This window comes from Comamonas terrae (assembly GCF_001544075.1).
Classification (GTDB): Bacteria; Pseudomonadota; Gammaproteobacteria; order Burkholderiales; family Burkholderiaceae_C; genus Comamonas; species Comamonas terrae.
In genome coordinates this window covers 217,768-230,947 of sequence record NZ_BCNT01000003.1, presented here as the reverse complement: position 1 = coordinate 230,947, position 13,180 = coordinate 217,768, and the positions used below count along the sequence as shown (strand labels likewise).

The window sequence follows — 13,180 nt, the reverse complement described above, 5'->3', positions numbered from 1 at the left end:
AAAGGTTTGAACGCATGAGCCGTCGTCGCGTTGTCGTGACCGGCCTGGGCTGCATTTCCCCCGTGGGCAACACGGTGGGCGAAGCCTGGGCCAATCTTTTGGCCGGCCAGTCCGGCATTGACCTCATCACCAAGTTCGATGCGTCGAACTTCTCCTGCAAAATTGCAGGTGAGGTCAAGGGATTTGATGTGGAGAAATACATGAGCGCCAAGGATGCGCGCTCCATGGATACCTTCATTCATTACGGCATAGCGGCTGCGGAGCAAGCGGTCCTGGATGCAGGCCTGCCCACGGGCGAAGCCTTGTCCGAAGACCTGGCGACACGCATCGCCTGCGTGATCGGCTCGGGCATCGGCGGTCTGCCGCTGATCGAAAACACCCACGCAGAACTGGCGGCGCGCGGCCCTCGCCGCATCACGCCGTTCTTCGTGCCTGCCTCCATCATCAACATGGTGGCCGGGCATGTGTCCATGCGCTTCGGCTTCAAGGGGCCGAACCTGTCGATCGTGACTGCCTGCACCACGGGCCTGCACTGCATCGGCGAAGCGGGACGCATGATTGAATATGGCGACGCCGACATCGTCGTTGCCGGCGGCACTGAAGCCACAGTGTCCCCCTTGGGCGTGGGCGGCTTTGCTGCCATGCGTGCGCTCTCCACGCGCAACGACGACCCCAAGGCTGCCTCGCGCCCCTGGGACAAGGACCGCGACGGCTTTGTGCTCGGCGAAGGCGCCGGTGTGATGGTGCTCGAGGAGTACGAACACGCCAAGGCCCGTGGCGCCAAGATTTACGCGGAGCTCGCAGGCTTCGGCATGAGTGCCGATGCCGGCCATATGACGGCTCCCAACATGGACGGCCCGCGCCGCGCCATGCTCAATGCCTTGCGCAACGCCGGTGTGAACCAGGATCAGGTCAACTACCTGAATGCGCACGGCACCTCCACCCCTCTGGGCGACGTGAACGAGTCCAACGCCATCAAGGCGGCCATGGGCGACCACGCCAGGAAGCTGGTGGTCAGCTCGACCAAGTCCATGACCGGCCACCTGCTGGGCGGGGCCGGCGGCATCGAGAGCGTGTTCACCGTCATGGCTCTGCATGACCAGAAGATTCCGCCGACGATCAACCTGGACAACCAGGATCCCGAGTGCGATCTGGACTATTGCGCCAACATCGCACGCGATGCCAAGCTGGATGTGGCCGTGAAGAACAACTTCGGCTTCGGTGGCACCAACGGCACGCTGGTCTTCAAGCGCATCTGAAATCGTTTGGACAATTCAAAGCCCGCTCTCGAAAGAGGCGGGCTTTTTTGTTGCGCCTGCCCCAAGGCCGAAGTGTCCCCCGGGAGGGCCGGTGTGGGAGCGGCGGCTGCATGAAAGGGGGCAGGGCGATGCATTTTCTGTTGTGTCGACGCCTCACGGGTTTGCCTGGTCGTCCCAGGTGGCGGCGGGCTGCACACTGCAGCCATGACGACACGTTACCGGCCACCGGCAGTGGCTTATGCCGCGCAGCGCCCGCACTGGGCAGGAAAGGCCGCCATCGTCTGCTGGCTGGGGCTGGCCGCCGTCATGCTGGGCTGGGCCGCGCAGCCACAGGCCAGCGCACTGCAGCAAGGCCTGGCGGGGCTTTGCTTGCTGTGGGCCTCCCTGGCGTTGCGGCACCAGCACCGGCTCTGGCCCGCAGGGTGCCTGCTCTGGGACGGCGAGTGCTGGACGCTGGGGCTGGACGCTTCGGAGGGAGCCGCGGAGCCGGCAGGCGTGCTGCTGCATGTGGCCTTGGATGGCGGCTCCTGGCTATGGATAGAAGCTTGCGCCATCGGGGATGGGCCGGGAAAAGGGTTGCGGCGCAAGGTATATCGGCTGTATTTGTGCGAAAGCCAGAATCCCGGGCGCTGGGGCGATTTGCGGCGTGCGGTATATTCGCCAGTTGCGCCGATGCCGGAGCCTGGATGAGCAGCTGCTGCGAACGCGGGGCCTGCCGCCGGGACTCTTCACGGAATCCGGTGGGATGGCTGAGGCGTCTGATGGGTTCTGCGCCTGGCGGCGGCGCGCTGCACAGGCATTCATGACACCTCCCGACTTCCCGACCCCTTCTGCAGACAGCGATCTGGCCCTGGTCGAGCGTGCCAACGCCGGCGATACGCGGGCCTTCGAGTTGCTGGTCATCAAATACCAGCGCCGCATAGAGCGGCTCGTGGGACGCATGGTGCGCGACCAGGACCAGGTGCAGGATGTTACGCAGGAAACCTTCATCCGCGCCTACCGGGCGCTGCACCAGTTCCGCGGCGAGGCCAAGTTCTATACCTGGCTGTACCGCATTGCGGTCAACACGGCCAAGAAGGCGCTGCAGGACATCAAGCGCTCGCCCGTGCTGACCGAGAGCGCGTTACACACTGGGGATGACGAGGATGAAACTTCTCGCTTCGGACAGGAACTAACCACCGAAGAAACTCCGGAAACCGTGCTGGCCGCCCAGGAAATTGCGCAGGCGGTCAATGCGGCGATGGAGGCTTTGCCCGAGGATCTGCGCCAGGCGGTGACGCTGCGCGAGATCGAGGGCCTGAGCTATGAAGAGATTGCCACAGCCATGAATTGCCCTATCGGCACGGTGCGTTCGCGCATTTTCCGGGCGCGCGAGGCGATTTCAGCCAGGGTCAAGCCTTTGCTGGAGCGCCAGAGCGGCAAGCGCTGGTAAACATGCATGAGTGCGCGTGAAGCGGGCAAGCAAGATGAGCAGGTGAATTCCATGAACGACGATCTGATCCAACGTGAACAGCTCTCCGCCCTGGTCGATGGGGAAACATCCGCGTCGCAGATGCAGGCCGTGCTGGCCTATGCCGAAAGCGACGAGGGCCAGCAATCCTGGCGCATGTACCATCTGATCGGCGACGTGCTGCGCTCCCCCGAACTGGCGCACCACAGCCAGCACGACGTGCTCCCGGGCGTGCGTGCGCTCATGGCGCGCGAGCCACGCCCCGGCCAGGCCGTGTCCGGCCTGGCCGATGGCCTGCCCCTGGGGCAGCTGGAGCAGGTGGTGCCGCCCTCCGGCGATCATGCCTCGGAGCGGCTGGTGAGCAATGGTGCGCCCGTGGTGGCATTCCCGGTGCGCTCTGCGGCCAATGCCTCGGTGTTTCGCTGGAAGATGGCGGCCGGCGTGGCCTCGGTGGCGGCCGTGGCGGCCATCGGCTGGAGCGTGATGCTCGGCAGCCCCGGCCAGCAACCGCCTGTGCAGCTGGCAGGCCTGGGTGCTCCCCAGGCTTCGGCGCTGATGGCCGCAGCTCCGGCGGCGCCCGGCAATGCCGGCGCGAGCGAGCTGCCGCTGGGCGAGCAGGCGCAGTCCTCCTCCGTGGTGGCCGTGGCCGGCCCCTATGGCCAGAGCGTGATGCTGCGCGATCCGCGTCTTGACGAGCTGCTGGCCTCGCATCCGCAGTACAGCAGCGCCCCCAATCTCCAGATGCCGGCCAGCTTTCTGCGCAATGCCAACTTTGCCAGCATGCGGCCCGCGCAGCGTCCCTGAGGCAGGGGGTGAGGCCAAGCGCCTGCACTGACCGGCGTCCGGTTGCTTTTAAAAAAAGAGCAGCTGGCGCTTGATCTGTAAAATTTTCACCATGTTTTGTGCTTCAAGTGCTTGAATTCCCGGCGCAAGAAGCTATCTTTTTGTTGATTCCCTGGTCGTGGCAGGCGGCCGGCTTGCCGGCTGTGGGCGGGACGTTTCGCCGCCGTGGCCGATCGGTCCGCAACCACAGGCGCCATGGCTGACGCTTCTGCGCTTTGTAGCGGGCCCGGGCTTTGCCAGAATGGGTGTCGGCAAGACTGCATCAGCCGGTGGCGCGCGCGGCGCGGACAGGCCGGTTTCGAGGTTCGAACAAGGAAAGGATGACCATGACCACATTTGCCTGGAAGTCGCTCAAAACCCGCGCGTCGGCCGCTGCATCGGCAACAGCGCTCGCCAGCACCATGGCTGTGGCCGCCACCGGAGCCTCTGCCATGCTGCCGTTCGCTACGGCGCAGGCCCAGAGCGCTGCCACGGCCCGCGGTCTGCCTGATTTCACCGATCTGGTCGACCAGGTCGGCCCGTCGGTGGTCAATATCCGCACGCTGGAGAAGGTCGCGCCCGGCGACGACAGCCTCGGCGTGGACGAGGACATGCTGGAGTTCTTCCGCCGCTTCGGCCTGCCCATGCCCAATATGCCGCGCCGTTCGCCGCGCCAGTCCCCGCCCAGCGAGGAAGAGCAGCCGCGCGGCGTGGGCTCGGGCTTCATCCTCACGCCCGACGGCTATGTGATGACCAACGCCCATGTGGTCGAAGGCGCGGACGAGGTCATCGTGACGCTGACCGACAAGCGCGAGTTCAAGGCCAAGATCGTGGGCAGCGACAAGCGTACCGACGTGGCCGTGGTCAAGATCGATGCCAAGGGCCTGCCGGCCGTCAGAATCGGCGATGTGAACCGGCTCAAGGTCGGTGAGTGGGTGATGGCCATCGGCTCGCCTTTCGGCCTGGAGAACTCGGTCACGGCCGGCATCGTCTCGGCCAAGCAGCGCGACACGGGCGACTACCTGCCCTTCATCCAGACCGATGTGGCCATCAATCCCGGCAATTCGGGCGGCCCGCTGATCAACATGCGCGGCGAGGTGGTGGGCATCAACAGCCAGATCTATTCGCGCTCGGGCGGCTTCATGGGCATCAGCTTCGCCATTCCCGTGGACGAGGCAATCCGCGTCAGCGACCAGCTGCGCGCCACAGGCAAGGTCACGCGCGGGCGCATCGGCGTGCAGATCGGCCCCGTGACCAAGGAAATCGCCGAGTCCATCGGCCTGGGCAAGGCCCAGGGCGCGCTGGTGTCGGCCGTGGAGCCGGATTCGCCGGCCGCCAAGGCGGGCGTGGAAGCGGGCGACGTGATCACCAAGTTCGACGGCAAGCCCATCGACAAGGTCTCGGACCTGCCGCGCATGGTCGGCAACACCAAGCCGGGAACGCACAGCACGCTGTCCGTGCTGCGCCGCGGCAAGAACAAGGACCTGAACCTGGTCATCGCCGAGGTGGAGCCCGACGATGCCGCCAAGGCCAAGGCACCGGGCAGCAAGTCCTCGCCCCAGGGCACCATCATCAACAAGCCTCTGGGCCTGACGCTGGGCGAGCTGACGGCAGCCCAGAGGAAAGAGCTGGCCATCAAGGGCGGTGTCAGGGTGGTGGCTGCCACGGACGCCGCCGCCCGCGCCGGCCTGCGCGAGGGCGATGTCATCCTGCAGCTGGCCAATGTGGAAGTGACCGACCTCAAGAGCTTCGAGGCCGCCTGGGCCAAGGCCGACAAGGCCAAGCCCGTCAACGTGCTGGTGCGCCGCGGCGAATGGGCGCAGTACGTGCTGATCCGCCCCGCCAGGTAAGCCTCCGCTGCTATCGAACGGGATGAACCGGCGGCTGTCAAGGCGGGTTCATCCCCTCTCGGGTAGTGTCCCTATGCCATTGGGTAGAATCCCACGCAAATGCATGGTGGTTGGACGCAAAAAAACGGCTGATTTCAGCGGTTTCCAGGCGGTGCAAAAGCCCTTGCAATTTCCGGCCACTGATGGGCAAACGAGCGAAATATCTCTGTGGATAAACTGTTGATAAATGATTTCGGCAGACACATTGGATCGCTTGTCAAGCCTTGCTGGGTCTTGGTTTGCGGCCCGTTTTGCCTACAATGAAGTCCCAACTATCGCAGTTGCCAGAGATTGTTGGTTACGGGCGCGCCGCCAATGGACGCGCCCTTTTTTCTTGCGCGTGCGGCCACCCTTTTTTCCAATTCCATAGTCGTCTTTCTCGTTGATGAATCACATCCGAAATTTCTCCATCATTGCGCACATCGACCACGGCAAGTCGACGCTGGCAGACCGTTTGATCCAGCGCTGCGGCGGCCTTGCCGAGCGCGACATGGAGGCCCAGGTGCTGGACTCGATGGACATCGAGAAGGAGCGCGGCATCACCATCAAGGCCCAGACCGCGGCCCTGCAGTACAAGGCCCGGGACGGCAAGGTCTACAACCTGAACCTGATCGACACGCCCGGCCACGTGGACTTTTCCTATGAGGTGAGCCGCTCGCTGTCCGCCTGCGAGGGCGCGCTGCTGGTGGTCGATGCCTCCCAGGGCGTCGAGGCCCAGACCGTGGCCAACTGCTACACAGCGCTCGACCTGGGCGTGGAAGTGATGGCCGTGCTCAACAAGATGGACCTGCCCCAGGCCGACCCCGACAATGCCAAGGCCGAGATCGAGGACGTGATCGGCATCGACGCCAGCGACGCCATTCCCTGCTCGGCCAAGACCGGCATGGGCATCGACGAGATCCTCGAGGCCGTGGTCGCCAAGGTGCCTCCGCCCAAGGGCAACCCCGATGCGCCGCTGCGCGCCATGATCATCGACAGCTGGTTCGACAGCTACGTGGGCGTGGTGATGCTGGTGCGCGTGGTCGACGGCGAGCTCAAGAAGAACGAGCGCTTCAAGATGATGGCCACGGGCGCCGCCTACGAAGCCAACAGCCTGGGCGTGTTCACGCCGGCCAACCAGCCGCGCGACAGCCTGAAGGCGGGCGAGGTGGGCTACATCATCGCCGGCATCAAGGAACTCAAGGCCGCCAAGGTGGGCGACACCATCACGCTCGAGAAGAAGCTGCCCAACAACCTGGGCCCCGCCAGCGAGGCGCTGCCGGGCTTCAAGGAGATCAAGCCCCAGGTGTTCGCGGGCCTGTACCCGACCGAGGCTAGTGAGTACGACCAGCTGCGCGACGCGCTCGAGAAGCTGCAGCTCAACGACTCGTCGCTGCAGTTCGAGCCCGAGGTCTCGCAGGCGCTGGGCTTCGGCTTTCGCTGCGGCTTCCTGGGCCTGCTGCACATGGAGATCGTGCAGGAGCGCCTGGAGCGCGAATTCGACCAGGACCTGATCACCACCGCGCCCAGCGTGGTCTACCAGGTCGTCAAGGGCGACGGCGAGGTCATCGACGTGGAAAACCCCTCCAAGATGCCCGATGTCGGCCGCATCCAGGAGATCCGCGAGCCCATCGTGACCGTGCACCTGTACATGCCGCAGGACTACGTGGGCCCGGTGATGACGCTGGCCAACCAGAAGCGCGGCGTGCAGATCAACATGCAGTACCACGGCCGCCAGGTCATGCTGACCTACGAGATGCCGCTGGGCGAGATCGTGCTGGACTTCTTCGACAAGCTCAAGTCCGTGTCGCGCGGCTACGCGTCGATGGACTACGAGTTCAAGGAGTACCGGGCCTCCGACGTGGTCAAGGTGGACATCCTGCTCAACGGCGACAAGGTCGACGCGCTGTCCATCATCGTGCACCGCTCGCAGTCGGTGTACCGCGGCCGCGCCGTGGTGGCCAAGATGCGCGAGATCATCAGCCGCCAGATGTTCGACGTGGCCATCCAGGCCGCGATCGGCGCCAACATCATTGCGCGCGAAACCGTCAAGGCCATGCGCAAGAACGTGCTGGCCAAGTGCTACGGCGGCGACATCACGCGCAAGCGCAAGCTGCTGGAGAAGCAGAAGGCCGGCAAGAAGCGCATGAAGCAGATCGGCTCGGTGGAAGTTCCGCAGGAGGCTTTCCTGGCCATTCTGCAAGTGGAGGATTGATGCAAGTCATGCAATGGTTCACGGCCGCCGTCCTGGCGGCCTTTGTCGGTTACATCGGCGCCTGGTACACCGGCGCGATCGAGGGCAATTTCGCGCTGCTGCTGTTCCTGGCCACGGTGGTGACGGGCCTGTACTGGATTGCCGAGCGCGTCTATTTCCTGCCCCGGCGCCGCGCCGCGGCACAGGCGCTGGAGCAGTCGGCCATCGCGCGCCGCGCCGAGCTGGACCGCATGGGCATCGCCAAGACTGACATCGAGGTCTCGGAAGAGGCCAAGGGCCGCATCCTCATGCAGCCCTGGTGGCTGGACTGGACGGCGGGCCTGTTCCCGGTCATCGCCATCGTGTTCATCCTGCGCTCCTTCCTGTTCGAGCCCTTCAAGATTCCCTCGGGCTCGATGATTCCCACGCTGCTGGTGGGCGACCTGATTCTCGTGAACAAGTTCACCTACGGCATCCGCCTGCCCGTGATCAACAAGAAGATCACCGAAGGCTCGCCCGTGCAGCGCGGCGACGTGATGGTGTTCCGCTATCCGCCCCAGCCCAGCCTGGACTACATCAAGCGCGTGGTGGGCGTGCCCGGCGACGAGATCGCCTACCTCAACAAGCGCCTGACGATCAACGGCAAGGAACTGCCGGTGGCCGAATTGCCGGACTTCCTGGACCGCGACGTGATGCGCTACTTCAAGCAGTTCGACGAAACCCTGGGCGACAAGCCGCACCGCATCATCGTCAACAACGATGTGCCGGCCTTCATCCAGGGCGCCAGCAATTTCGAATTCCGCCAGAACTGCCGCTACAGCGTCGAGGGCGTGACCTGCAAGGTGCCCGAGGGGCATTACTTCGTCATGGGCGACAACCGCGACAATTCGCTGGATTCGCGCTACTGGGGCTTCGTGCCGGACCGCAACATCGTCGGCAAGGCGTTCTTCGTCTGGATGAACTTCGGGGACTTCAAGCGCATCGGCAGCTTCCACTGAACAGGCTGCCGGCCGCCATCACGCCGTTTTCTGGGAATGAGCGGGCAAATACAAGCCCGCCTTTGAGGAGGGAAAAAGCATGAACAGCATTGCAAGCCGCTCGCGTCAAAAAGGCCTGTCCTTCATCGGACTGGTGTTTCTCGTGGCCGTCCTGGTCGCCGTGGTCGGGATTGGTTCACAATCGCTGCCCGTCTTCCTGGAATACCAGGCGGCGGTCAAGGCGGCGAACAAGGCCGCAGCCGAAGGCAGCACAGTGGCCGAAGTCCGGGCCAGTTTCGACCGCGCGGCGGCCATCGACGACATCAAGTCCGTCAGCGGCAGCGAGCTGCACGTGACCAAGGTGAACGACAAGGTGGTCGTGGGCTTCGAATATTCGCGAGAAATCCATCTGGCGGGTCCGGCCTACCTGGTCTATCGTTTCAAGAAATAACCGCGACTTGCGCAAGCAGGGCAAGGCATTGCGCCAGGCCCTGGCGAATCCCGCGCAAGTCCTATCAACAAGGCCGCGGCATGCGCCAGCCAGGCTCCGTTCTGGAGCGCATGCCGTGGAACCATTCCGGTGGAACCTGCACTCAACGCACTGCAGCAGCGGCTGCAACATCTTTTTGCCAATCCGGCGCTGCTGCAGCGTGCGGTCACGCACCGCAGCTTCTCGGCGGACAACAACGAACGCCTGGAGTTCCTCGGCGACTCGGTGCTGAGCCTGGCCATCTCCAGCCTGCTGTATGCGCGGCTGGCTTCCATGCCCGAGGGCGACCTGTCGCGCGTGCGTGCGAATCTGGTCAAGGAAGAGACGCTGCACAAGATCGCGCTGCAGTTGCAGCTGCCGGGCCTGCTGCGCCTGGGCGAGGGGGAATCCAAGTCCGGCGGCAAACAGCGCCCCTCCATCCTGGCCGATGCGGTGGAAGCACTGATCGGCGCCGTCTATCTCGACGCCGGCTTCGCTGCGGCCGAGAAAGTGGTCCACCACCTGTTCGAAGGCGTGGACATCAATCCCCATATGCGCGCGGCGGAAAAGGACCCCAAGACCGCGCTGCAGGAACTGCTGCAGGGCCGGCGCATGAAGCTGCCCCAGTACCAGGTGGTGGAAATCACCGGCGCTGCGCACCGCCAGACTTTCAAGGTCGAATGCGCTGTGGCAGAGTTGAACATCAAGGCCCATGGCACGGGCGGATCGCGCCGTGCGGGCGAACAGGCTGCGGCGGCTGCCGTGCTGGAACAATTGAAAGCCAAACACCTATGACCGATGCTGCTAAGAAAAAAGTAGCGAGCACCGCTGGCGCGGCAAGCGCCAAAGCCAGAAAGAGTGCGGGCAAGCCGGCAGATGCCGGCGTCCAGACCCTGGCCGACATCGACGCCATGCTGGCGGCGGCCAAGCCCGGCAGCGCCGCTGCGGCCGTCCGCCAGGAGACCCCGGAGCTGGAACAGCCCGCGCGCGTCTATGCGCCCGAGGAGCAGCGCTGCGGCCTGATCGCCATCGTCGGCAAGCCCAACGTGGGCAAGTCCACGCTGATGAATGCGCTGGTGGGACAGAAGGTCTCCATCACCTCGCGCAAGGCCCAGACCACGCGCCACCGCATCACGGGCATCCGCACCAAGGACGAGACCCAGTTCGTGTTCGTGGATACGCCGGGCTTCCAGACCAAGCATTCGACGGCGCTGAACAAGTCGCTGAACAAGACGGTGATGGGCGCCATCGGCGACGTGGACCTGATCCTGTTCGTGGTCGAGGCCGGCAGCTTCACCTTGGCCGATGCCAAGGTGCTGTCGCTGTTCAAGCCTGGCATTCCGACGCTCCTGATCGCCAACAAGCTCGATACCGTGGGCCGCCGCGCCGAGATCGCGCCCTGGCTGCGCGACATGCAGGAGCGCCACCCGTTTGCCGAGTTCGTGCCCATGTCGGCCAAGAACAAGAAGGACATCGAGCGCATGTTCGGCATCTGCGCCAAGTACCTGCCGCAGCAGCCCTGGTTCTACAGCCCCGACGAGCTGACCGACCGCAGCGAGAAGTTCCTGGCCTCGGAGACCATCCGCGAGAAGCTGTTCCGCTTCACGGGCGACGAGCTGCCCTATACCTCCACCGTGGTCATCGACAAGTTCGAGGAAGAGCCCAGCCCCAAGCACGGCCGCTTCATGCGCATTGCCGCCACCATCGTGGTCGAGCGCGACGGCCACAAGGCCATGGTCATCGGCCAGGGCGGCGAGCGCTTGAAGCGCATCTCCACCGAGGCGCGCCAGGAACTCGAAAAGCTCATGGGCGCCAAGGTGTTCCTCGAGATCTGGGTCAAGGTCCGTTCGGGCTGGGCCGACGACGAGGCCCGTGTCAAATCCTTTGGATATGAGTAATGATGGCCCCCACGCTTGCTCACTGCGTGTAGCCGCTGCCCCTCAGGGGGGCCCTGACCGGCTGCGCCGGGTTTCGCCTTGGGGCGGCCCGGCGGCAAAACCGCCTTCCTCTCGGTTTCGCGGGGGGGGGCGGGCTCAGCCATGTGCCGCAGCCCTAGCTGGAGTGCCTCATGGCTAGCGCCAAAAGGGTTGCTGACGAACCCGCCTATATCCTCCACCAGTACGACTGGAGCGAATCCAGCCTGATCCTGGAGGTGTTCACGCGCCACCGCGGGCGGGTGGCGCTGGCGGCCAAAGGGGTCAAGCGCCATACCTCCAATTTCCGCCCGGTGCTGCTGCCGCTGCAGCCCCTGAAGCTGAACTACACGCTGGGCGCCGAGGGCAATGCCGAGATCCACACGCTCAAGGGTGCCGAATGGGTGGGCGGCCATGTGATGCCGCAGGGCGATGCGCTGTGGTCGGGCATGTACCTGAACGAGCTGCTGATGCGGCTGCTGGCGCGCGACGACCCCTATGCCGCGCTGTTCGACATCTATGCGGGCGTGGTGCGCGTGCTGGCGGGACAGCATGGCGCCAGCACCGATGCCATCGAGCCCGTGTTGCGCGCCTTCGAGCTGGTGCTGCTGCGCGAACTGGGCCATCTGCCCGCGCTGGACCAGGAAAGCACCACCCTGAGCGATGTGGCGGCCGCGGCCCGCTACACGCTGGTGGCCGAAGGCGGCTTGCGCCAGGCCGCCCCGCACGAGCGCGCGGCGCTGGGCGGCCGGCAGTGGCAGGCCATCGAGCTGGCCCTGCAGTCGGCGCAGCCCTTTCCCCAGACCCTCCAAGCCCTGGCCGAGCCCGAGGTGGCGCAGGCCCTGAAGCCGCAGCTGCGCAATCTTCTGCAATACCATTGCGGCTCAACCATGCTGCGCACCCGCCAGCTGATGATGGATTTGCAATCGCTATGAAACTTCCCGCCTCTTCGCGCACGGCGCTGTCGGTCAACGTCAACAAGGTGGCGCTGCTGCGCAATACCCGGCATCTGGGCATTCCGTCCGTGACGCGCGCCGCCGAGATCTGCCTGCAGGCCGGGGCGCAGGGCATCACCATCCATCCGCGTCCCGACGAGCGCCATATCCGCGCCCAGGACGTGCACGACCTGCACGCGCTGCTCAAGGCCTGGCCGCAGGCCGAATTCAACATCGAAGGCAACCCCACCCAGAACCTGATGAAGTTCATCCGCGCCACGCGCCCGCACCAGGCCACTTTCGTGCCCGACAGCGAAGACCAGTTCACCAGCGACCACGGCTGGAGCTTCCCGCAGGATACCGAGCGCCTGAAGCCACTGGTTGCCGAATGCCGGGCGCTGGGCGTGCGCGTGAGCCTGTTCATGGACCCCATCCCCGGGCAGATGGCCGCCGCCAGGGCCGTGGGGGCCGACCGGGTGGAACTCTACACCGAGCCCTATGCCGCCGCCTGGGGCAAGGCGGAGCAGGAGCATCAGCTGCAGGCCTATGCCAGCGCCGCGCAGGCCGCGCTGGATGCGGGCCTGGGCATCAATGCCGGCCACGACCTGAACCGCGACAATCTGCCCGCCTTCGTGGCGCGCGTGCCCGGCCTGGCCGAAGTCTCCATCGGCCACGCGCTGATCGCCGATGCGCTGGAACTGGGCTACGCAGAAACCGTGCGCGCCTACCAGGCGGCCATCGATGCGGGCATGGTGGCCAGGTGCTCCTGAATCTGTAGCTGGTGGCGCATGCTGGGCAAGCGCTTGAAGCCATTTGGACTGAAACCATGATCTACGGCATAGGCACCGACATCTGCGATATCCGCCGCATACGCGCCAGCCTGGAAAGGCATGGCGAGCGCTTTGCCGAGAAGGTGCTGTCCGAGGGCGAGCTGGCCGTCTGGCGCGCGCGCTCGCAGCGCTGGCCCGAGCGCGGCATACGCTATCTGGCCACGCGCTTTTCGGCCAAGGAGGCCTTCAGCAAGGCCATCGGCCTGGGCATGCGCATGCCCATGACCTGGCGCCATTGCGAGATCGCCAATCTGCGTTCGGGCAAGCCCGAGATCCGCCTGCACGGCGAGCTCAAGGAATGGTTCGAAGCCCGGGGCCTGCAGGCCCACATCACGGTGACCGACGAATCCGAATACGCAGCCAGCTTCTGTGTCGTAGAAAAATGCTCCCCCTGAGTCGCTTGCGCACCTTCCCCCTGAGGGGGACGGCCGCCTTTGCTGCGGGACGGCGCGGCTGGCCTCGG

The 13,180-nt window shown here is 65.1% G+C and carries 13 protein-coding genes; all 13 read left to right on the top strand.

Going from position 1 to position 13,180, the window contains the following annotated elements:
* Positions 1-14: 14 nt before the first annotated feature.
* Positions 15-1,259, top strand: coding sequence for a beta-ketoacyl-ACP synthase II (gene fabF, locus Cte04_RS04435; RefSeq protein ID WP_066472683.1), 1,245 nt, complete (start codon positions 15-17; stop codon positions 1,257-1,259).
* A 204-nt stretch (positions 1,260-1,463) separates the two neighbouring features.
* On the top strand, positions 1,464-1,949 hold the full coding sequence (locus Cte04_RS04430) for a hypothetical protein (RefSeq protein ID WP_157081835.1): 486 nt from the start codon (positions 1,464-1,466) through the stop codon (positions 1,947-1,949).
* Between the two features lie 112 nt (positions 1,950-2,061).
* Entirely contained in the window at positions 2,062-2,691 is a 630-nt protein-coding gene (gene rpoE, locus Cte04_RS04425; protein WP_066472676.1) for an RNA polymerase sigma factor RpoE, read from the top strand.
* A 51-nt stretch (positions 2,692-2,742) separates the two neighbouring features.
* Positions 2,743-3,513, top strand: coding sequence for a sigma-E factor negative regulatory protein (locus Cte04_RS04420; RefSeq protein WP_066473960.1), 771 nt, complete (start codon positions 2,743-2,745; stop codon positions 3,511-3,513).
* Positions 3,514-3,878: 365 nt separating this feature from the next.
* Positions 3,879-5,381 (top strand): DegQ family serine endoprotease, encoded by a 1,503-nt coding sequence (locus tag Cte04_RS04415; protein WP_066473958.1) that lies wholly within the window; start codon positions 3,879-3,881, stop codon positions 5,379-5,381.
* A 424-nt stretch (positions 5,382-5,805) separates the two neighbouring features.
* Positions 5,806-7,614: a translation elongation factor 4 gene (gene lepA / locus Cte04_RS04410; RefSeq protein WP_066472674.1), complete on the top strand. Its 1,809-nt coding sequence runs from the start codon at positions 5,806-5,808 to the stop codon at positions 7,612-7,614.
* Positions 7,614-8,591, top strand: a complete 978-nt coding sequence (gene lepB / locus Cte04_RS04405; protein ID WP_066472673.1) for a signal peptidase I — start codon at positions 7,614-7,616, stop codon at positions 8,589-8,591. The genes lepA and lepB overlap by 1 nt, the downstream gene beginning before the upstream one ends.
* Positions 8,592-8,670: 79 nt before the next feature.
* Entirely contained in the window at positions 8,671-9,021 is a 351-nt protein-coding gene (locus Cte04_RS04400) for a DUF4845 domain-containing protein (protein ID WP_066472671.1), read from the top strand.
* A gap of 129 nt (positions 9,022-9,150) precedes the next feature.
* Entirely contained in the window at positions 9,151-9,834 is a 684-nt protein-coding gene (gene rnc / locus Cte04_RS04395) for a ribonuclease III (RefSeq protein WP_066472665.1), read from the top strand.
* Positions 9,831-10,937, top strand: coding sequence for a GTPase Era (gene era / locus Cte04_RS04390; RefSeq protein ID WP_083526502.1), 1,107 nt, complete (start codon positions 9,831-9,833; stop codon positions 10,935-10,937). The genes rnc and era overlap by 4 nt, the downstream gene beginning before the upstream one ends.
* 170 nt (positions 10,938-11,107) lie before the next feature.
* The gene (gene recO, locus Cte04_RS04385) at positions 11,108-11,887 is read left to right on the top strand and encodes a DNA repair protein RecO (RefSeq protein ID WP_066472660.1); all 780 of its coding nucleotides are present in this window, start codon (positions 11,108-11,110) and stop codon (positions 11,885-11,887) included.
* The gene (locus Cte04_RS04380) at positions 11,884-12,657 is read left to right on the top strand and encodes a pyridoxine 5'-phosphate synthase (RefSeq protein WP_066472656.1); all 774 of its coding nucleotides are present in this window, start codon (positions 11,884-11,886) and stop codon (positions 12,655-12,657) included. Before recO ends, Cte04_RS04380 begins: the two co-directional genes overlap by 4 nt.
* 56 nt (positions 12,658-12,713) lie before the next feature.
* Positions 12,714-13,112: a holo-ACP synthase gene (gene acpS, locus Cte04_RS04375; RefSeq protein WP_066472645.1), complete on the top strand. Its 399-nt coding sequence runs from the start codon at positions 12,714-12,716 to the stop codon at positions 13,110-13,112.
* Positions 13,113-13,180 lie beyond the last annotated feature (68 nt).

Coding starts and splice junctions, on each gene's coding strand:
- fabF (WP_066472683.1), top strand. CDS start 15: ATGAGCCGTCGTCGCGTTGTCGTGACCGGCCTGGGCTGCATTTCCCCC.
- Cte04_RS04430 (WP_157081835.1), top strand. CDS start 1,464: ATGACGACACGTTACCGGCCACCGGCAGTGGCTTATGCCGCGCAGCGC.
- rpoE (WP_066472676.1), top strand. CDS start 2,062: ATGACACCTCCCGACTTCCCGACCCCTTCTGCAGACAGCGATCTGGCC.
- Cte04_RS04420 (WP_066473960.1), top strand. CDS start 2,743: ATGAACGACGATCTGATCCAACGTGAACAGCTCTCCGCCCTGGTCGAT.
- Cte04_RS04415 (WP_066473958.1), top strand. CDS start 3,879: ATGACCACATTTGCCTGGAAGTCGCTCAAAACCCGCGCGTCGGCCGCT.
- lepA (WP_066472674.1), top strand. CDS start 5,806: ATGAATCACATCCGAAATTTCTCCATCATTGCGCACATCGACCACGGC.
- lepB (WP_066472673.1), top strand. CDS start 7,614: ATGCAAGTCATGCAATGGTTCACGGCCGCCGTCCTGGCGGCCTTTGTC.
- Cte04_RS04400 (WP_066472671.1), top strand. CDS start 8,671: ATGAACAGCATTGCAAGCCGCTCGCGTCAAAAAGGCCTGTCCTTCATC.
- era (WP_083526502.1), top strand. CDS start 9,831: ATGACCGATGCTGCTAAGAAAAAAGTAGCGAGCACCGCTGGCGCGGCA.
- recO (WP_066472660.1), top strand. CDS start 11,108: ATGGCTAGCGCCAAAAGGGTTGCTGACGAACCCGCCTATATCCTCCAC.
- Cte04_RS04380 (WP_066472656.1), top strand. CDS start 11,884: ATGAAACTTCCCGCCTCTTCGCGCACGGCGCTGTCGGTCAACGTCAAC.
- acpS (WP_066472645.1), top strand. CDS start 12,714: ATGATCTACGGCATAGGCACCGACATCTGCGATATCCGCCGCATACGC.